Raw genomic sequence first — 18617 nt, 5'->3', positions numbered from 1 at the left:
ACAGCCTCTAGTCACAAGTTCCATAAAGAGTTACATTTTAACCAGTTACATTTCTGTCTTAAGGTTTGTAGGTATCGCTATGTCTGACTCTCAACAGCCCGTGATCATTGAACATGTGAATGACACTGCTCCAAAGCAAGAGAAAAAGCCCCATATTGCCGACAGCGCCAGTCGAATGCTTAATATCGCCCAGAACTTTGGTTTGGATGCACTGCTTAGCCCAGAAAGTAAAACATCTGATAAAGCAGAGAAATCACTGATAGAACGGGCACTGCTGCGAGAGAAAAAACGCAAAGAGCTGCGTCAGAAGAACCTTGAACAGATCCTAAAACTGGCACATATGTCCTGCAAAGATGAAGCGGCTGGCGATCCTGACCAAGATTGGTTGTATCGGTTCTTCGATATGGCTCAAGAGATCCACAATAGTTCGATGCAGAGACTGTGGGCTCAAGTGTTAAAGAGAGAGGTAACTAACCCGGGCTCGACCTCAATGAAGGCGCTGCAAATCCTGCAAGATATGACCCCTAAAGAGGCGTTGACTCTGCAACGTGCTGCTTCATTAGCGTGTAGCTTTGGCAGCGACAATAGCCGCAAGCTGCTACTCGGTTTCAAAACCCAGGCGGGCTTATTCAGTTTTGGGAAAAGAACGGGGGCTAGTACCATCAACTTAGGCAGTCATAACCTGCCCTACTCAAGTTTGCTGCACTTGATTGAACTGGGAATCCTACATGGTACAGAGTTGGAGTCGGGAGAGATCGATTTCGATCCAGCACTCAATCTCACCTACCAAGGTAAACAGATGGCAATTACACCGCTCTCAAAAGGGGTGAAGTTGGTCTACTATCGCTTCAGTCCAACGGGTAATGAATTGTGTGTTTTACTCGGAAACAAGCCAAACAGTGCATACTATGACCAGCTCATCGCCCTGCTCAGTCAGAAGTTTACGGTGCAAGCCGAAGCAAAACCTGGCAGCGTAAATCACACCGTATAAAACGACATAGTCTTATAAAACAACATAGCCTTGGTGGTGAACCAAGGCTACATAGAGTTAGTTGACGATAATTTAGTGTTAGTTAGCAATAATCTTGCGGGCTTCTAGCGCTTCAATACACTGTTCCACAAGTTCATCCAATGTCTTATCGCCAGCAGGTAGATCGATTTCTGGCGTTTCAGGTGCCTCATATACCGAACTGATACCAGTGAAATTCGGGATCTCCCCTGCTCGCGCTTTCTTATAAAGCCCTTTAGGGTCACGCTGCTCACACACCTCAATTGGCGTATTCACGTAAACCTCTAAAAACTCACCATCTGGTAGTAGATTTCGTACCAACTCACGCTCCGCTTTATGAGGAGAGATGAAAGCAGAAAGTACGATGAGGCCTGCATCGGCCATCAGCTTAGCAAGCTCACCAATACGACGAATGTTCTCTCGACGATCTTGCTCAGAAAAGCCGAGATCGCTACACAATCCATGACGAACATTATCGCCATCCAGAAGATAAGTATGGTAACCCAGTTGCGCTAAACGTGTTTCTAACGCGCCAGCAACCGTTGATTTACCTGAACCCGATAACCCCGTAAACCACAATACCGCAGGTTTTTGTGACTTAAGTTGAGAGCGAAACGCTTTATCAACAGAGTGCTCATGCCACACGATATTCTCGTCTTTTGGTTTCACTACAGTGGTCATAATTAGTCCTTTAAATAAACAGCATTAAAATGGGAAAAAGTAAGGGATTAGCGTGAGAACAAGCCCTGAATAAACTATAGAAATCGGAATGCCGATACGCAGGTAATCTGTCAGGTGGTAGTTGCCCACGCTGTACACTAATAAGTTGGTTTGATAGCCATAAGGGGAGATGAAACTCGCACTCGCTCCAAACAGAACCGCCATAATAAATGGCATAGGATCAACACCATAGCCAACTGCCATGCTGTAGCCGATAGGAAAAGAGAGTGCAGCGGCGGCGTTGTTTGTCACTAACTCGGTCAAAACTAAGGTCATCAAATAGGTCGCCACCAGCGCACCAAACACACCCCAACCATTAAAAGCTTCAATAAACATCAGCCCCATCTGCTCAGACAAACCTGATGAGATCATCAATTGTGCAATCGACAGCGCTGAACCAACGATCACCACAATATCAACTGGGAAACGACGTCTTAGCTCACTCAGCTGCACCACTCCAAACGCAACCAACAGTAATAAAAAACCAGCTAATCCTTTGATGATGGGTAGTGTGTTGGTCAGTGCTAGGCCAATTACAGCGGCAAATCCGAGTAGTACCAAGGCTGATTTATCTGCATCCAGTTTGGCGCTCGAGTCCAAATCATTCATCAACACAAACTCTTTACTGTGTTGCTGACGCTGCTCTTCAAAGCGTTTACCTGGTACCAGTACTAGCGTATCACCCGCCGTTAACGTGATGTTTCCTAATCCACCTTCAAGACGTTCATGGCCACGACGAATCGCCACCACTACCGCATCAAAACGGTCTCGAAACTGACTGGTTTTCAATGTCTTATTACATACACTCGCCGATGAGCTTACCACTACCTCAACAAAGTTCTGACCATTAAGGTGATGTTGTCCAAACAATGTTAATCCTTGGATCTCTTGCAGAGTAGCAACACTCTCGACATCGCCACAAAACAAAAGGCGATCGCGCGCTTGTAGCACAAAGTCTGGGTCAATTGACGCCGTTGTCTTGCCATTGCGGATCACTTCCGCAAGAAACAGCTTACGCAGTGCTCTAAGGTTATTTTCACTTACGCTACGTCCTACCAGCGGTGAACCGGGTTCAACGCGGGCCTCCAAGAAATAAGGCAGTTCATCTTGTGAACCATCATCGTAACTAGGTAGGAAATAACTCAGCGGAATCAAGATCAACACACCACCGACCAACACTGCCAATCCGATCAACGTCGGTGTAAAGAAGTTCAAACTCGGTAAGCCTGCATCTTCAACAAAGCTATTGATGATCAAGTTGGTTGAGGTGCCGATCAATGTCAGGGTTCCACCCAAAATCGCAGCGTAAGATAGTGGAATCAGTAACTTAGAAGGTGCATGTTGCTGATTGCGTTTGATCGCACCGATCAACGACACGACAACAGCAGTATTATTAGTAAATGAAGAAAGTAGCGCTGTGGAAACACCCAACTTTGCAACCACTGTACCAAGCCGACCTTCTGAAATGTTTCGGCTTACCCAACTGATTAAGCGAGTTTTCTCCAACGCACTTGAAGCGAGAATTAGCAACACTAAAGTGAGTAGTGAAGAGTTAGTGAAGTTGCCTGCCAGACTGGATACATCAATCATTCCAGCCATAAACGCAATAAAAGCTGCACCAGCAAAAATAAAGCTCGGCTTAATACGCGTCGTTAGAAGGCAAGTTACGATGCCAAGCAATAGCGCTAATACAAATCCTTGTTGCCACATATACCTGTCCTTGGATAGCGAGAGCCGAAGCTCCCGCCTATTGCTTTACATCGAGACTTGATACCAATCGTAGTAAATAACTGCTCGCCCTAGCTTGTTAAAATGCTCGATAACTGCGTTAGAATTTTTGATTGTAGAATAACTACTTATCGAAACTCTCTGTCGAAAAAAGCCGCCTTGTTCTCAAGCCTTTTTTCTGCGCTATTACTGATCATTTATTTACTGTGATTGGTATGATTACTTAAGTAATTGACTGATATCTTTGGCATCCCAGTGTGGGAAGTGCTTACGAACCAGAGCATTGAACTCGATTTCAAACGCTGAGAAGTCACCGACTTTTTGCTCAACAGAATCTAAACGTTCACGGATTAGACCTGCACCAACAGTGACGTTGGTTAGGCGGTCAATCACGATAAAGCCACCGGTATCCGCACTATCACGGTATTTATCCAGTGCCACGGTCTCGTTCAGTGACCACTCACACAGACCGATACCATTGAGAGGCAGCTCTGATGCTTCATGAGTCGCAAGATTGTTGATGTCATATTGATGACGAACAGCCGTCACTTGACCTACAGTCTTCTTGCCAGCGATTTTGATATCGTACTCACGACCCGGTTGCAGAGCTTGCTCCGTCATCCATACCACGTCCGCCAGAATGTGATTGGTAGATGCGACTTCAGCATTCTCAAGCACAATCAAGTCACCACGACTGATGTCGATTTCGTCTTCAAGCGTCAAAGTCACAGCAAGACCAGCCTGCGCCGACTCTAGGTCGCCATCAAAAGTAACAATGCGTGCCACTTTCGAGGTTTTACCTGAAGGAAGTGCCTTGATTTCATCACCGACTTTTACGCTGCCAGAAGCAATCGTGCCGGCAAAACCGCGGAAATCTAGGTTTGGACGGTTCACGTATTGAACAGGGAAACGGAACTCGCCTGCTGAGCGTTTCTGGTCGATATCAACGTTCTCAAGCACTTCAAGTAACGATGGACCTTCAAACCAAGCCAGCTCTTTACTCGCCGCTGCAACGTTAGCACCTTCTAGCGCTGAAACCGGTAGGATCTGAATGTTAGTTTCACCCTCTAGGTTTTCCGCAAACTCTAGGTATTCATCGCGAATCTCTTCAAAGCGATCTTGTGAATATTCCACGAGATCCATCTTGTTAACCGCAACCACAAAGTGCTTCAAACCCAGCAGGTTAGAAATGAACGAGTGACGACGAGTTTGATCCAGTACGCCTTTACGCGCATCAATCAAGATCACAGCTAGATCACACGTCGATGCACCAGTAGCCATGTTACGTGTGTACTGCTCATGTCCTGGGGTATCCGCAATAATGAACTTACGTTTTTGAGTCGAGAAATAACGGTAAGCTACATCAATGGTGATGCCTTGCTCACGCTCAGCTTGCAGGCCATCAACAAGTAGTGCTAAGTCTGGCTTCTCACCTGTTGTACCTACACGTTGGCTATCGTTATGAACCGCTGCCAATTGATCTTCATATATCTGTTGGGTGTCATGGAGTAAGCGACCGATTAAAGTACTCTTACCATCATCAACCGAACCACAAGTTAGGAATCTAAGCATCGATTTATGTTGGTGCTGACTTAGGTAACCTTCGATCCCAAGTTCAGCCAATTCAGCTTCTACTGCACTATTCATTTTTCTTTCCTTAGATCCTTAGAAATAACCTTGACGCTTTTTCAGTTCCATTGAGCCCGATTGATCGTGGTCGATCGCTCGCCCTTGACGCTCACTGGATGTCGCCACCAGCATCTCTTCAATGATGCCTGTTAATGTATTGGCTTCAGATTCAATTGCCCCTGTTAGTGGGTAGCAACCGAGAGTACGGAAACGCACACTCTTCTCTTCAATCACCTCACCTTCTTGCAGCTCCATGCGGTCGTCATCAACCATAATCAGCATGCCATCACGCTCAACAACTGGGCGCTTCTCTGAAAGGTAAAGCGGTACAATCTCGATATTTTCTAGGTAGATGTATTGCCAGATATCCAGTTCAGTCCAGTTTGAAAGCGGGAATACACGGATGCTCTCGCCTTTGTTTACCTGACCGTTGTAGGTTTTCCATAGCTCTGGACGTTGGTTTTTCGGATCCCATGTATGATTCTTGTCACGGAAAGAGTAAACACGCTCCTTCGCACGCGACTTCTCTTCGTCACGACGAGCACCACCAAAGGCAGCATCAAAACCGTACTTGTTTAACGCCTGCTTCAAACCCTGAGTCTTCATGATATCGGTATGCTTTGATGAGCCGTGTACAAATGGGCTACAACCCATTGCTAAACCTTCAGGGTTCTTGTGAACCAAAAGATCGAAGCCGTACTTCTCAGCAGTGCGATCACGAAACTCAATCATTTCACGGAATTTCCAATCGGTATCCACGTGTAGAAGAGGGAAAGGGATTTTGCCCGGATAAAACGCTTTGCGAGCTAGGTGAAGCATCACAGAAGAGTCTTTACCGATGGAGTACATCATCACTGGGTTATCAAACTCAGCCGCTACTTCACGGATGATATGTATACTCTCCGCTTCAAGCTGTTTTAGGTGGGTTAAACGTTCTTGGTCCATTTCAGTGCTTCCTTTAAGGCTCGTATCACGAGCGATGCAATACTTGGTTCAACCAAGCATGGGAGTTAACTCATTCACCGTGATGTGAATTGGCGTATTGGATAACAACACAAATTCTTTGCGATGCATTTGAGCCCAATGCGCCCTCAATGAAAGCATTATGACGAGCCTCTCATATTACTGGAAATTCTAAAATTTCATTTTTTATTCGAAAAGCTGATAAGGAATAGTTGTAACATTTATTCCTTATAAAAATGAATGAACTACCTTTAATAAACACTTGTTGTGTATGGTTTGAGCGGTTTGGGATAAGGGTGGCAGAACAGCATAAAGTAATAAGATCCATATCACGAATTAGCACATGTTGTACTCATTGTTTCATCCCACTTTGTTACATTACGCAACAAATTCTTCCCCATCCAATCTTGGAGCTCCATAATGAAAGTTGCAATGAAACCTTTATCGCTAGCGGTACTGGCTGGACTAGGTTTTACTCTAGCTGGCTGTACAACCACCCCAGACACAGATGAAGTAATCAAGCTGCGCGTCGTAGAAACGACTGACATTCATACTAACCTAATGGATTACGACTACTACAAAGACAAGCCATCGCAAAAGATCGGTTTGGCGCGTACTGCAACTCTTGTAAAAGAAGCTCAAAGCGAAGTAACCAACAGCATTCTTGTTGATAACGGTGACTTGCTGCAAGGTAGCCCTATGGGTGACTACATGGCAGACAAAGGCATCGTTGCAGGTGAAGTACACCCAGCATACAAAGCCATGAACCAGCTAGATTACGATGCAGCAAACATCGGTAACCACGAATTCAACTACGGTCTTGAGTTCCTAGAAGAGTCAATCAACGACGCTGATTTCCCATACATCAGCGCTAACGTTTACGACGCGGAAACGAAAGAGCACTACTTCACGCCATACATTATCAAAACGCACAAATTTGCAGATACTGCAGGCGTAGAACATGAAGTAAAAGTGGGTTACATCGGTTTTGTTCCACCACAAATCATGACTTGGGATAAGAAGAACCTTGAAGGCAAAGTTATCGCTCGCGACATCCTAGAGACGGCGAATGAACTGGTTCCTCAAATGAAGGCTGAAGGCGCAGAAGTTATCGTTGCGATCCCTCACTCTGGCGTTTCTCAAGACCCATACAAAGCAGGCGAAGAGAACTCAACGCTTTACCTATCTGAAGTAGAAGGCATCGATGCGATTGCATTTGGTCACTCTCACGCAGTATTCCCAGGCAAAGGTTTTGACAACATCCAAGGCGTTGATAACCAAGCGGGCACAATGAACGGTGTTGCTGCGGTTATGCCAGGCCGTTGGGGTAGCCACGTAGGTATTATGGACCTTACGCTGGCACAAAAAGACGGCAAATGGGAAGTCGTAAAAGGTCAATCTGAAGCGCGTCCTATCTACGACAAAGTAGAGAAGAAATCACTGGCTGCAGCTGATGAAGGCATCGTAACGGCACTAGAAGAAGATCACGCGGGTACTCGTGACTTTGTAAACCAACCAATTGGCCAAGCTGATGACGTGATGTACAGCTTCCTATCACTGGTACAAGACGATCCTACGGTTCAAATCGTTAACCTTGCACAGAAAGATTACGTTGAACGCTTTATTCAAGGTGACCCAGATCTAGACGGCACACCAGTACTTTCTGCTGCGGCACCATTTAAAGCGGGCGGCCGTAAGAATGACCCAGCAAACTTTACTGAAGTAGAAGCTGGTCAACTGACGTTCCGTAATGCAGCGGATCTATACCTATACCCGAACACACTTGTTGCGATGAAGGTAAAAGGTAAAGAAGTGAAAGAGTGGCTAGAGTGTTCTGCAGGTCAGTTCAACCAAATCGATGCTAACTCTACGGCTCCACAATCATTGATCGAGTGGGATAACTTCCGTACTTACAACTTTGATGTTATCGATGGTGTGAACTACCAAATCGATGTAACACAACCTGCGAAATACGACGCGAACTGTAAAGTGGTTAACCCAAAATCTGAGCGTATCGTAGGCCTGACTTACCAAGGTCAGCCAATCGATATGGAACAAGACTTCTTGATTGCAACCAACAACTACCGTGCATACAGCGCGAAGTTCCCGGGCACAGGTGTTGAGTACATCGCTTTTGATGCACCAGACGAGAACCGTACTGTTCTAGCAAACTACATCTCTCGCGTGAGCAAAGAGCAAGGTAAAGTCAGCCCAACAGCGGACAACAACTGGTCTTTCGCTCCTATCGAGACAAGCAAGAAGCTAGACATCCGTTTTGAAACATCACCAAGTGAGAAAGCAGCACAGTTCATCAAAGAAAAAGGTCAATACCCAATGAAACGCGTTGCGACTGATGATGTTGGCTTCGGTGTTTACCAAATCGACCTAACTAAATAAGATTTTTCAATAATCTTTGGTTAATGTTTCAAAAGGCTGAATTTAACGATTCAGCCTTTTTTCATATTGGTAAATCGCCCCTGTGAAAGTCTTTATTTTTCTGAATGTTAGTCATAAATAGCGTCTAATTTTAAACAAGTCCCTCATTCCATAAATTCACAACTCCCTCCCCCATTTCAGCATCTAAGAGTGCACGGTAAGCACAAAAATCCCGCAACTCACTGCAAGTTTTTATCCACTGCCCGTGTCTATTTCATTTACTACACTCAATGAGTGGTCAATAAGCCATTCATCTATAGGATAGATAGGGACATTTGATGGGCACCGTCGAAAGCATTCAAACATGGTTAAATTCAGGAGAAGAGTCGCTGCTATGGCTAATGCTCGGCATTATTGCGCTCTCTTATCTGCTTGAAGATTTAGCAATTGTGTCTGCGGCAGGGTTAGCGACTCAAGGTCTCATTCCACCACAATATGCTCTACTTGCCATTTTCATCGGTATCGCAACCGGTGACTTAGGGCTTTACTACCTCGGTAAGTCAGGACGCTACTTTAGAGGTGTTCGTTACAAAGCGCTGACCAATCGATACTTTCGTACACTTAGGGCCAAATTACGCCACAACGCATTCAGTAGTCTTTTTATCATCCGCTTTGTTCCAGGGTTGCGCACGGTTGGTTTTACCTTGAGCGGTTTTTTCGTCATCCCTCTTCCTACTTTCTTATTCGCCGTGATTAGTGCGACTGCGCTCTGGACTGGCATTGTCTTCTCGACCATCTACTATTTAGGGACGTCAGCGTGGCTGCAAGCCTCTGAATATCAATGGATCGTTATCCCGTGTGCTATCGCATTGTTGTTTATCAGCAATCGGTTAATGAATAAAACCTACTCTAGAGGATTATCATGAGTTCACCGCAAGATATTCACGTCATTCCAGCACATCAAATCAATGCTGGTATGCCTTTACTCGAAAAAGATACCGTGCGTAGCGTGTCTCCCTATGAGTTTCTCCCTGCTTGGTTTTTCTACACACCAGTGGTAGCACAGAGCTTGATGCAAGGCTTACGGCATTTTGACTGGGCGCTGCCGCTCATTGCTAATCCAAGCATTAAGCTTAGTGGCATGGTGGGAGAGTCAAAACACGATATCTTGAGCCTTGCTGGATCATCGAGTCAGCGCTGGATCTCGCCTTTTATCACACTGACCAAAACCGATCTCAGTACCAAAGTGCAAGCCGTGGATGCTCGTCGTGTTTTGATCCAATCAAGCCTTGATTTCCCCGTCGTTGCTAAGCCTGATCTTGGCTGTCGCGGTGCCGGCGTGAAGCTGATCAATACCCAAGATCAACTCGAAGAATACATAGCATCCTTTCCTAAGGGTGCTCGTTTTCTGTTGCAGGAAAAAGCGCCTTATCAAGCTGAAGCTGGACTGTTTTACGTCCGTTATCCAAACCGTCTTCGGGGCGAGATCATCTCGATCACGCTCAAGTACGCCCCTATGGTGACGGGCGATGGCATCTCTACACTCAAACAGTTAATTGAAAACGATCCAAGAGCCGGACAGCTTAGTCACCTTTATCTGCCAAGACATCAAGATAAGTTGGAGCATGTGCTTGCAGAGGGTGAAGAGTTTCAACTGGCGTTCGCAGGCAGTCATAGCCGTGGGTCTATCTTCCGAGATGGCAATCAATACATCACCAAAACCCTAACTGAGCGTCTCGATGAGATATTTAACGACTTCGATGGATTCCACTACGGACGATTGGACGTCAAGTTCAGAGACATTCATAGCCTGATGCAGGGCGAAGATTTTACGATTCTTGAGATCAACGGCGCGAGCAGTGAAGCAGCACATATCTGGGATCGAAACACCCCACTAAGAGAGATATTTTCTACGCTACTCCAACAATATCGCATTCTTTTTGATATCGGTGCTCAGCAGAAACAGCGAGGCCACAAGCCGCCTTCATTTAAAAGTTTATTTGCGGCGTGGCAAGAAGAGCGACGCTTAGTCCAACAATATCCGACCACCGATTAACTCTATACGAGGATCATGAATGAACCCGATAGCCCAACCTAACGCCTTCACTTCTGTGTCTCCTAGTATTCAAGGAGCCGTTGAAATATTGAATCAAGGTCGAGAATTTTTGTTAGCCATTTCCGATAGTGACTACCTGACGCGTGCAAAGCCGCACGTCTCTAGTTCGATTGGTGAGCACACTCGTCACACACTCGATCTTTTTCATGCTCTGATTTTAAAAGAGAACGCGATCATTGATTACAACACCCGTCGCCGTGGTCACCCAGTCGAATTCGACCGTTCGATTGCCTTAAAAGAGATCCAGTATGTGATCAACTGGCTAGAGCGATTAGACCATGATGATCTTGAAGCACCGATTACGATCCAAACCGAGGTCTCAATGGATGCTCAGGTATTCGCAAATCTGCCATCGACACTCGAGCGAGAGATCACTTTTGCAGCGCTGCACGCCAATCATCACTACGCCATGATCAAGGTGATCACCACTTTCCTCGATGTCGAGACCTGCAACACCTTTGGCTATGCGCCAACCACGAGCAGCTACCTGAGGGAGCAATAATCATGTGTTCAGTATCTTGGCTGCTTGAAGAAAATGGCTATCAGGTCTTTTTTAATCGTGATGAACAGAAAACACGAGCGTTAGCGATGCCACCTAAACAGTATCAAGTGAATGGTGTCGATATCATCATGCCGCTCGATCCTACTGGTGGGGGAAGCTGGATCAGCATCAACGAGTTCGGTCTTTCACTGTGCCTACTCAATAACTACCAAGGCATTGTGCCAGATGGTCCATTGATTAGCCGTGGCTTACTGCTCAAGAATATGTCATCAAGCCGCAATATCGCACAGCTTACCGAGGCATTTCATCGTTTAGAGCTAAGCTCTTTCGTACCATTTACCTTACTGGCTTTCGCTCCCAATTTGACGCAACACAACGGCGTAGTCGTCGCTTATAAGTGGGATGGAGTTCAGCAAAGTATTGTTGAGACCGATTCACCACTGTTCTCATCGGGTGTCGATTTGGCAAGAGTACAAGCCTACCGACAAGCAAAATACGATCAACTTATCTCTACGGGTAAAAACCAGCAAAACTTGCTGATGTTCCACTCTCATCATCACAGTGAACAACCCCATTTAGGTACCTGTATGCATCGCTCAGATGCCCACACAGTCAGCTTTACCCATTTACGTAATCGACATGGCCAAGCTTCAATGTTCTATGCACCGGGCGCTCCCTGTGAACCGATAAAACCAGAACAGATAAATCAGCAGCGCTTTACCTTCGATTTTGTCCCAGCAATCAACTTATAGATGGAGTCTATTATGAGAAAACTACTCACGATGATCATGCTACTTGTTAGCCCTTATGTACTTGCCGCCGATGAAATCTATACCGGCTTTTTCAGCAATAAAGCACTCGATGGCTACGATACGGTCGCTTATTTCACTTCCGGTAAACCCGTTGAAGGCAGCAAGAAATTCAGCACTGAATACAAAGGCGCAGATTGGTACTTCTCTTCTGAAAAGAATCTGACTTTATTTATTAATAATCCTGAAAAGTATGCACCTCAGTATGGTGGTTATTGCGCATGGGCGGTCTCTGCCAAAAACGACTTTGCACCTGGCGACCCACAGTATTGGAGCATAGTTGATGACAAACTTTACCTTAACTACGACCAAGAGATTCAAGAGACTTGGGAACAAGACCGTGCACAACACATTCAACAAGCCGATAAAGCTTGGCCGCAGCTGATCAAGTAAGGGGATAACCATGACATTCAGCCCTGCTAAACATCTTCCTGCTGCATTTATCGCTTTTGTGTTCATTCAGTCGCTGTTTTTTAAATTCACCGGCTCATACGAGACAGAACATATCTTTGGCACGCTCGCGACATGGTCAGGCTTAAGCTGGTTCGGTTCGTTTGGCGGCTACATCATCGGTATCGCTGAATTGATTGCCGCAATTTTGCTGTTTACACGTTGGCACGGACTTGGCGCGATTATGAGTGTCGGCATCATGAGTGGTGCGATTTTCTTCCACTTGTTTACCCCGTTAGGTATTCCAATGCCTGAATTTAATGCTGCGGGAGAAATTGTCGGAGATGACGGCGGATTGCTGTTTGGCATGGCATGCCTAGTGTGGCTATGCAGTGCGTTTTTGAGTGTGAAAGATTTCAAGAATCAAGATGGTTTCTTATACAACTTTAGTCAATAAGGTAGCTACATTATGATTGATAGTCCTTTTCGTTTACCACGTTACACGCCTTTTGGTTTGGGTGAGTCTGTTGTCGAGTGGGCAACTGGGCTATCTAAGCTAGACCGACTCTATCAAGAAAGACAAAACGAGTTATCTAGCTTCGAATTCATGAATTACACCCTTTCGGCGCTCAACATCGACTACTCCATTGCATCGGGAAGCACGGAAAACATCCCCGAAGAAGGTCCGGTCGTGATTGTCGCGAACCACCCACTTGGTGCGATTGAAGGGGTGATCCTTGCTGATCTGGTAGGGTCGGTAAGGAAGGATGTAAAAGTGCTGGCTAACGAGCTGCTTAAGAGACTGCCTGAATTGGATGATCTTTTCATTGGTGTCGATGTCTTTAATGGTAAAGAGTCAAAGCGTACTAATGTCAAAGCGATTCGAGATGCCAATCGTCATCTAGCTGATGGTGGATTACTGATTGTGTTCCCTGCAGGCGAAGTGTCCAGTTATCGCAAAGGAGCAAAGACACTCACCGACATCGAATGGAGCAAGTCGGTGGCTAAGTTTGTTAAGCGCCATCAAGCGACAACCGTACCTATCTTCATCAATGGTAAAAACAGTGAGCTTTTCTACCAAGCCGGTCGTGTGCATCCGCTATTGAGAACTGCTCTACTCGGCCGTGAACTTCTCAATAAACAAGCGACAACTATCTCGATCTCAATTGGCGCTTCGATCCCTTATTCAGAGATAAAATCGTTTGAGCAAGAGATGGATATCGTCAACTATCTAAGACTCAACACCTACCTAATGAGTCAACAAGAGAGTTCAGAGAATACAACCCAAGCCCCCTCTTTTGACACTCAGGTGATAGCGCCGATGCCATCAGAAGTGTTAGCAATAGAGGTCGGCTCACTCCCTGCTGAGATGAAGCTTCTTGAGCAAGGAGAGTTTGAGGTCTACTGTACACCAAGCCAAGCGATTCCTAACCTGATGCGTGAAATTGGCCGAATCAGAGAAGAGAGCTTCCGCGAAGTGGGTGAAGGCAGCGGGCTTGCCTGTGATTTGGATGAGTATGACCTTTACTACCATCAACTGTTTGTATGGAACAAAGCGAAGTCGGAGCTTGTTGGTGCCTATCGCTTGGGCATGGTCGATAAACTGATCGCAGAGCATGGGCTTGATAAGCTCTACTCCCGCAGTTTGTTCAACTACAATCAAGAGTTCATCGATACTCTAGAAAACAGCGTTGAACTTGGGCGTTCAGTGGTGAGTAAGCCATATCAGAAGAGCCTAAACTCACTGTTGCTACTATGGAAAGGAATCGCAACCTTTGTATCTCGCAATCCACAATATACGCATCTCTTTGGTCCTGTCAGCATTAGTAATGATTACAGTCATAACGCACGACTGCTGATCGCGACGACCTTGTCGATTCACCATTACGATGAAGAGAAGGCTAACCTAGTTTCACCATCATCACCTTTGAACAGCAGCAATCATGTGTTCTGGCAAAACCATCTGCTCTCTTCTTTGGCGAGTGTACCGCTACTGTCTAAAGTACTGGCGCGTATGGAACAAGGAAAAGGCCTGCCTGTATTACTTCGCCAATACCTCGGAATGAACGGTAAGCTGGTTTGCTTTAACGTTGACCCATCTTTTAACGACGCCTTGGATGGTTTGATTGTCGTTAACCTTAAGAAGGTCCCAGTGAAGACTCTGGGTAAATACATGGGCAGAGAACAGGCTCAAGATTACTTAGATCGTCATAATCACTCACAAACCCAATAGCTCAACCTAAGCTTGCGCTATACCTAGGCCATAGAAAGTGCGATTATCTTCGCATCGAAATGGCTTAGGTAGTGACCATGCACCACGCACTGACAGAACAATTAGAAAGCTTTGGCTTTACCCCATCCCAGATAGAATCTCTTCTTGAGATTGCAAAACCGCTCGAGTTACCAACACGGCACATTCTCACGAATCAAGGAGAGATACCGGATTCGTTTTACTTCATCGTTGAAGGTCTGTGCCACGCTTGTTATTTAACTGAAGAGGGTAAGCAATTCAGTAAGGAGTTCTACTGGGAGCATGATTGGGTGATCGGCTTTGAAAGCTTGATCAAGCAGCAGCCCTCTCCGTACCTACTGGAGACGCTGACTCCTATCTCACTGTTTGAACTGCCAATGCAAGCCTTAACAGAATGGCGCGAGACCAATAATCCTCTGTACCTCAAGCTGCTCGAAACTCAGCTGATGCACAAAGAGAACAAAGAGCGTTTCATGCTGCTTTACACACCAGAGCAGCGCTACCAACTGTTCTGTGAACATTACCCTGATTTGCTGCAGCGCTTGAACGATAATCAAATCGCTGCTTACCTTGGTATTACAGCGATCAGCCTAAGCAGAATCAAAAGCAGAATTAACAATGGTTAATGCACAGCATCATTGGCCTTGTTAGATTAGCGCCAAGTACAATTATAGGAAGATATTATGATCACTTGGTCGACCCCAACCTTTGCCGAATTAACCACAATTGAGCTTTATGAACTGCTGAAACTGCGAGTAGACGTGTTTGTAGTCGAGCAAACCTGCCCGTATCCAGAGCTTGATGGTAAAGATACCCTGCCTGGTGTGCGTCATCTTTTGGGATATGAAGACGGTCAACTGGTCGCTTGCGCTCGTCTACTGCCTGCGGGCACTACTTATGACAACGTCAGTATTGGTAGAATTGCGACCAAAGCCGAAGCTCGAGGTGCCGGTTTAGGTCACAAGCTATTAACTGAAGCTATCAAACACAGTCGTGAGTTGTGGCCAGATAGCACCATTGATATTGGTGCTCAACAACATTTAGAAGCCTTTTATCAAAGTCACGGCTTTGTGACGATCTCAGAGATGTACCTTGAGGACGATATTCCACATATCGATATGAGATTGCAGGGCTGATGTCCAACATCACGCTTGGAATCTTACTGCTTGTTGCGGGCAACTTTTTTGCCTCGCTCTCTGACGTGGCGGTGAAATTGCTCAATGGCGAAGTGCCGCCACTGCAATACATCTTCTTTCGTCAGCTATTGTCACTGCTTTTAATCACGCCACTGTGGTTAAAACAAAATGCAACACAGCGCCATCTGAAACAAGCGAAGATCACCTTTGCTCGAGGACAACTGATACTCATCGGTAGCGGCTGCATGGTGGTAGCGATTACCCACTTACCACTGGCAACGGCTAATGCGGTGTTCTACGTTGCGCCGCTGCTGATGCTGCCACTATCGATACTGCTACTAGGCGAACGCCCTGCTCTGGGTAAAGTCATCGCCACCACTATCGGTTTTATCGGTGCGCTAATCGTACTCAGACCATCGCAATTTCATTGGGCGGCGGTATTTGCGCTTGGTACGGCATGTACCCTAGCGCTGTTCAATGTCTTAGTTCGCAAACTCCCAAGTGAGCAATCGGTAGTAACAACACTTTGGTGGACGACCCTGTTCTCGCTACCCATTTCTTTAATACTTTGCGTACTATTTTGGTCACCGGTGTCTTGGGTGCACCTTGGTTATATCGCCTTAAGCGCGACTCTAATATTGGCTTACAATGGATTGGCTGTTTCAGCGTACCAAAAAGCACACTCTAGTCAGATTGCATTGGCTGAGTACTCGGGCCTTGTCTTTGTAGCGCTCATCGGAATGATTTGGTTTAACGAAATCCCGGATATCCTGACCTTTATCGGTATCCTGCTGATTGTCTTACCTCTGGCTCCGATTCCACGCATAAAAAAAGGAGCGAGATAATCGCTCCTTTGTGTCTCTTTCTTTATTTATTTGCTGCGGCCAAAACCACCGTCAGATAGACGGAAGAACATCACCGAACTCCCGCCTTTCTCAAGCTGAAGAATATCCAACTGACCGTTCTCTGCTAGCTTGAATCGAACTAGCTGCCCCTTTCGTATCTGGCTCAGCGGTTTATCGTCGCCCTCGATGCGCACAAGAGCATTAAGGTCAGACAATGGCAGTTGGTTATTGCGAAATACCTGCGCCAAGGTATCGCCTTGCTGTACCAAGTACTCTTTCCAATGACTTGATTTGAGAGACTGCTGTTGCTCACTCTGCTGCTCGCTCAAACCAACAGTATTGATCTCAAGCTCAACGCGGCTGGTTATAGGTGCGCTTTGCGTAGTGTCCGCCTTTGGAAAAGGAATGATGAGTAGCAATAACACGACAGGCGTAAGGACCATCAATGCGCGTTGATGTAATTTAGGCAAGCGCTGCCATAGGCTACGAATCTTATCTTTGGCGTCACCAAATTCGATAGCACTGAATTTATCTTTGCACAGCTGCAAATAATCTACTTGTTGTTTCTTCTTATGACGACGATTCATACTACTGCGCCCTAACTATTGATTAACTACAGTATAAAAACCAAAACTTGAACAGTATAGATTTTTCCTTCATTACGAGAGCAATGCAATAAAAATAGTACCATTGTGATTTGAGTGCATGAAAGCTAGAGCGAATCAGGGTGTAGCCGTTTCTTCGAGCTGTTAATACTGGTATTCTTACCTTTTTCGTACTGACACAAAAAGAGTAACTTTCATGTCTGAAGTAAAATTTGAAACTGTAGAGCAAAAAGCTAGCTACGGTATCGGTCTACAAATGGGCCAACAACTAGCTGGTTCTGGTCTTGAAGGCCTAAACGTTGACGCAATCGCTGCGGGTATCGCAACTGCACTAACTGGCGACATGCCAGCTATCGAAGTTGACGAAATCAACAAAGCACTTCAAGAGCTTCACACTCGTGCTGAAGCGATCCGTCAAGAAGCAGCTAAAGCAGCAGCAGCTGACGGCGAAGCGTTCCTAACTGACAACGCTCTACGTCCAGAAGTAACGGTTCTTGAGTCTGGCCTACAGTACGAAGTAATCACTGAAGGTACTGGTGAAATCCCAACTGCTGACAAGCAAGTTCGTGTTCACTACCACGGCGAGCTAACAGACGGTACTGTATTCGACAGCTCTGTATCTCGTGGTCAACCAGCTGAGTTCCCAGTAACTGGCGTTATCCAAGGTTGGGTTCAAGCTCTACAAATGATGCCTGTAGGTTCTAAGTGGAAACTATACATCCCACAAGATCTTGCATACGGTGAGCGTGGCGCAGGTGCTGCTATCCCTCCATTTGCAGCTCTAGTATTCGAAGTAGAACTTCTAGCTATCCTTTAATTTTAAAAGCCTTGGTAAACAATCTACTAAGTGCGAACTAAAGTTAAATTAATCCAACGGCGATGTAACAACATCGCCGTTTTTCGTTTATAGTGAAAGTGACGATTACTTTATTACTTAAGGAAGAATAATGAAGAAAGCACTCATCACTGTATTCAGCGCATTGGCTGTTGCCTCTTGCGCAAGCACCTCCGACCAAGCTTCAACAAGCGCTGCCGCAACGACTGACTACTCTCAACTGACTCAAACAGCTTTAATGGCTGCGGTTAACTTATGGTCACAACAGAATGAATCGACACCGCTAGCTGATACAGTCGCTGAGCAAGCATCAGTGACTAGCGACCAAGCATTAGGTGGCATTGGTTCTATGTTAGCGCTGGCACAAAACTCACTAGGTAGTGCTGATAACAAAGAGCTATCGTCACTGATCCCAGGCATGTCGACTCTCGAATCCACCGGCCTTACTTCTATCCTAAATTCACAGGGTGCAGTGGAAAGTGCATTCTCTGGTCTAGGTATGGATTCTTCAATGATCACGACCTTTGCACCAATCATCTTGCAAGCGCTTCAATCTCAAGGTGCAACCTCTGGTTTGCTTGACTCGTTGTCAGCAATTTGGAGTTAATCCTCCAAACGGACGCAACTTTAGATAGTTTGAATTAAGGGCACTTCGGTGCTCTTTTTTGTGGGTGTTAGAAAGTGAGATACGAGATACGAGATA

General features: G+C 45.9%; 19 protein-coding genes. 14 read left to right on the top strand and 5 right to left on the bottom strand.

The features are described from left to right. The first annotated feature begins 79 nt into the window (after positions 1-79). Positions 80-991, top strand: a complete 912-nt coding sequence (locus KI743_RS17100; RefSeq protein ID WP_032553299.1) for a TIGR03899 family protein — start codon at positions 80-82, stop codon at positions 989-991. A gap of 78 nt (positions 992-1069) precedes the next feature. On the opposite strand, the gene cysC is transcribed toward KI743_RS17100, so the two are convergent. The 4 genes from cysC to cysD form a co-directional block, all read right to left on the bottom strand. Continuing rightward, a complete protein-coding gene (cysC, locus tag KI743_RS17095; protein ID WP_285467413.1) occupies positions 1070-1690 on the bottom strand; it encodes an adenylyl-sulfate kinase in 621 nt (206 codons plus the stop codon). A gap of 24 nt (positions 1691-1714) precedes the next feature. Then, complete coding sequence (locus KI743_RS17090) at positions 1715-3439, bottom strand: SLC13 family permease (protein WP_285467412.1); 1725 nt, start codon at positions 3437-3439, stop codon at positions 1715-1717. Positions 3440-3676: 237 nt separating this feature from the next. Further along, positions 3677-5104: a sulfate adenylyltransferase subunit CysN gene (gene cysN, locus KI743_RS17085; RefSeq protein WP_032553302.1), complete on the bottom strand. Its 1428-nt coding sequence runs from the start codon at positions 5102-5104 to the stop codon at positions 3677-3679. A gap of 18 nt (positions 5105-5122) precedes the next feature. Further along, a complete protein-coding gene (gene cysD, locus KI743_RS17080; RefSeq protein ID WP_225310897.1) occupies positions 5123-6067 on the bottom strand; it encodes a sulfate adenylyltransferase subunit CysD in 945 nt (314 codons plus the stop codon). Positions 6068-6469: 402 nt separating this feature from the next. Here cysD and KI743_RS17075 point away from each other — a divergent pair, with 402 nt between their 5' ends. From KI743_RS17075 to KI743_RS17025, 11 genes are all read left to right on the top strand, one after another. Further along, positions 6470-8446: a bifunctional 2',3'-cyclic-nucleotide 2'-phosphodiesterase/3'-nucleotidase gene (locus tag KI743_RS17075; RefSeq protein ID WP_285467411.1), complete on the top strand. Its 1977-nt coding sequence runs from the start codon at positions 6470-6472 to the stop codon at positions 8444-8446. Between the two features lie 317 nt (positions 8447-8763). Further along, positions 8764-9351, top strand: a complete 588-nt coding sequence (locus KI743_RS17070; protein ID WP_285467410.1) for a DedA family protein — start codon at positions 8764-8766, stop codon at positions 9349-9351. Then, positions 9348-10481: a D-alanine--D-alanine ligase gene (locus tag KI743_RS17065; RefSeq protein WP_285467409.1), complete on the top strand. Its 1134-nt coding sequence runs from the start codon at positions 9348-9350 to the stop codon at positions 10479-10481. The genes KI743_RS17070 and KI743_RS17065 overlap by 4 nt, the downstream gene beginning before the upstream one ends. Before the next feature lie 19 nt (positions 10482-10500). Further along, entirely contained in the window at positions 10501-11043 is a 543-nt protein-coding gene (locus KI743_RS17060; protein WP_285467408.1) for a DinB family protein, read from the top strand. 2 nt (positions 11044-11045) lie between these two features. After that, positions 11046-11795, top strand: a complete 750-nt coding sequence (locus KI743_RS17055; protein WP_285467407.1) for an NRDE family protein — start codon at positions 11046-11048, stop codon at positions 11793-11795. A 12-nt stretch (positions 11796-11807) separates the two neighbouring features. Continuing rightward, positions 11808-12245: a YHS domain-containing (seleno)protein gene (locus KI743_RS17050; RefSeq protein WP_285467406.1), complete on the top strand. Its 438-nt coding sequence runs from the start codon at positions 11808-11810 to the stop codon at positions 12243-12245. A 10-nt stretch (positions 12246-12255) separates the two neighbouring features. After that, entirely contained in the window at positions 12256-12699 is a 444-nt protein-coding gene (locus tag KI743_RS17045) for a hypothetical protein (RefSeq protein ID WP_285467405.1), read from the top strand. A 12-nt stretch (positions 12700-12711) separates the two neighbouring features. Next, positions 12712-14475, top strand: coding sequence for a lysophospholipid acyltransferase family protein (locus KI743_RS17040; protein WP_285467404.1), 1764 nt, complete (start codon positions 12712-12714; stop codon positions 14473-14475). 77 nt (positions 14476-14552) lie between these two features. After that, positions 14553-15119: a Crp/Fnr family transcriptional regulator gene (locus KI743_RS17035; RefSeq protein ID WP_285467403.1), complete on the top strand. Its 567-nt coding sequence runs from the start codon at positions 14553-14555 to the stop codon at positions 15117-15119. A gap of 57 nt (positions 15120-15176) precedes the next feature. Then, entirely contained in the window at positions 15177-15629 is a 453-nt protein-coding gene (locus tag KI743_RS17030) for a GNAT family N-acetyltransferase (RefSeq protein WP_285467402.1), read from the top strand. Next, entirely contained in the window at positions 15629-16474 is an 846-nt protein-coding gene (locus KI743_RS17025; RefSeq protein ID WP_285467401.1) for a DMT family transporter, read from the top strand. Before KI743_RS17030 ends, KI743_RS17025 begins: the two co-directional genes overlap by 1 nt. 26 nt (positions 16475-16500) lie before the next feature. On the opposite strand, the gene KI743_RS17020 is transcribed toward KI743_RS17025, so the two are convergent. Further along, the gene (locus KI743_RS17020) at positions 16501-17061 is read right to left on the bottom strand and encodes a LysM-like peptidoglycan-binding domain-containing protein (RefSeq protein ID WP_285467400.1); all 561 of its coding nucleotides are present in this window, start codon (positions 17059-17061) and stop codon (positions 16501-16503) included. A 214-nt stretch (positions 17062-17275) separates the two neighbouring features. Here KI743_RS17020 and KI743_RS17015 point away from each other — a divergent pair, with 214 nt between their 5' ends. Next, positions 17276-17896 carry an FKBP-type peptidyl-prolyl cis-trans isomerase gene (locus tag KI743_RS17015; protein ID WP_032553319.1) on the top strand — a complete coding sequence of 207 codons (621 nt, stop codon included), beginning with the start codon at positions 17276-17278 and terminating at the stop codon, positions 17894-17896. A 130-nt stretch (positions 17897-18026) separates the two neighbouring features. Further along, positions 18027-18521 carry a DUF2780 domain-containing protein gene (locus KI743_RS17010; RefSeq protein ID WP_150893279.1) on the top strand — a complete coding sequence of 165 codons (495 nt, stop codon included), beginning with the start codon at positions 18027-18029 and terminating at the stop codon, positions 18519-18521. Positions 18522-18617: the final 96 nt, after the last annotated feature.

The organism is Vibrio sp. D420a (assembly GCF_030248625.1).
Taxonomy (GTDB): domain Bacteria; phylum Pseudomonadota; class Gammaproteobacteria; order Enterobacterales; family Vibrionaceae; genus Vibrio; species Vibrio fortis_A.
The sequence above is the reverse complement of the archived record's forward strand: the minus strand, read 5'-3'. Positions and strand labels throughout refer to the sequence as shown.

Excerpts from the sequence above, each read along its gene's own strand:
- KI743_RS17100 (WP_032553299.1), top strand. The coding sequence starts at position 80 with ATGTCTGACTCTCAACAGCCCGTGATCATTGAACATGTGAATGACACT.
- KI743_RS17025 (WP_285467401.1), top strand. The coding sequence starts at position 15,629 with ATGTCCAACATCACGCTTGGAATCTTACTGCTTGTTGCGGGCAACTTT.
- cysC (WP_285467413.1), bottom strand. The coding sequence starts at position 1,690 with ATGACCACTGTAGTGAAACCAAAAGACGAGAATATCGTGTGGCATGAG.
- KI743_RS17070 (WP_285467410.1), top strand. The coding sequence starts at position 8,764 with ATGGGCACCGTCGAAAGCATTCAAACATGGTTAAATTCAGGAGAAGAG.
- KI743_RS17090 (WP_285467412.1), bottom strand. The coding sequence starts at position 3,439 with ATGTGGCAACAAGGATTTGTATTAGCGCTATTGCTTGGCATCGTAACT.
- KI743_RS17020 (WP_285467400.1), bottom strand. The coding sequence starts at position 17,061 with ATGAATCGTCGTCATAAGAAGAAACAACAAGTAGATTATTTGCAGCTG.
- KI743_RS17030 (WP_285467402.1), top strand. The coding sequence starts at position 15,177 with ATGATCACTTGGTCGACCCCAACCTTTGCCGAATTAACCACAATTGAG.
- KI743_RS17040 (WP_285467404.1), top strand. The coding sequence starts at position 12,712 with ATGATTGATAGTCCTTTTCGTTTACCACGTTACACGCCTTTTGGTTTG.
- KI743_RS17055 (WP_285467407.1), top strand. The coding sequence starts at position 11,046 with ATGTGTTCAGTATCTTGGCTGCTTGAAGAAAATGGCTATCAGGTCTTT.
- KI743_RS17060 (WP_285467408.1), top strand. The coding sequence starts at position 10,501 with ATGAACCCGATAGCCCAACCTAACGCCTTCACTTCTGTGTCTCCTAGT.
- KI743_RS17045 (WP_285467405.1), top strand. The coding sequence starts at position 12,256 with ATGACATTCAGCCCTGCTAAACATCTTCCTGCTGCATTTATCGCTTTT.
- KI743_RS17010 (WP_150893279.1), top strand. The coding sequence starts at position 18,027 with ATGAAGAAAGCACTCATCACTGTATTCAGCGCATTGGCTGTTGCCTCT.
- cysN (WP_032553302.1), bottom strand. The coding sequence starts at position 5,104 with ATGAATAGTGCAGTAGAAGCTGAATTGGCTGAACTTGGGATCGAAGGT.
- KI743_RS17050 (WP_285467406.1), top strand. The coding sequence starts at position 11,808 with ATGAGAAAACTACTCACGATGATCATGCTACTTGTTAGCCCTTATGTA.
- KI743_RS17075 (WP_285467411.1), top strand. The coding sequence starts at position 6,470 with ATGAAAGTTGCAATGAAACCTTTATCGCTAGCGGTACTGGCTGGACTA.
- KI743_RS17015 (WP_032553319.1), top strand. The coding sequence starts at position 17,276 with ATGTCTGAAGTAAAATTTGAAACTGTAGAGCAAAAAGCTAGCTACGGT.
- KI743_RS17065 (WP_285467409.1), top strand. The coding sequence starts at position 9,348 with ATGAGTTCACCGCAAGATATTCACGTCATTCCAGCACATCAAATCAAT.
- KI743_RS17035 (WP_285467403.1), top strand. The coding sequence starts at position 14,553 with ATGCACCACGCACTGACAGAACAATTAGAAAGCTTTGGCTTTACCCCA.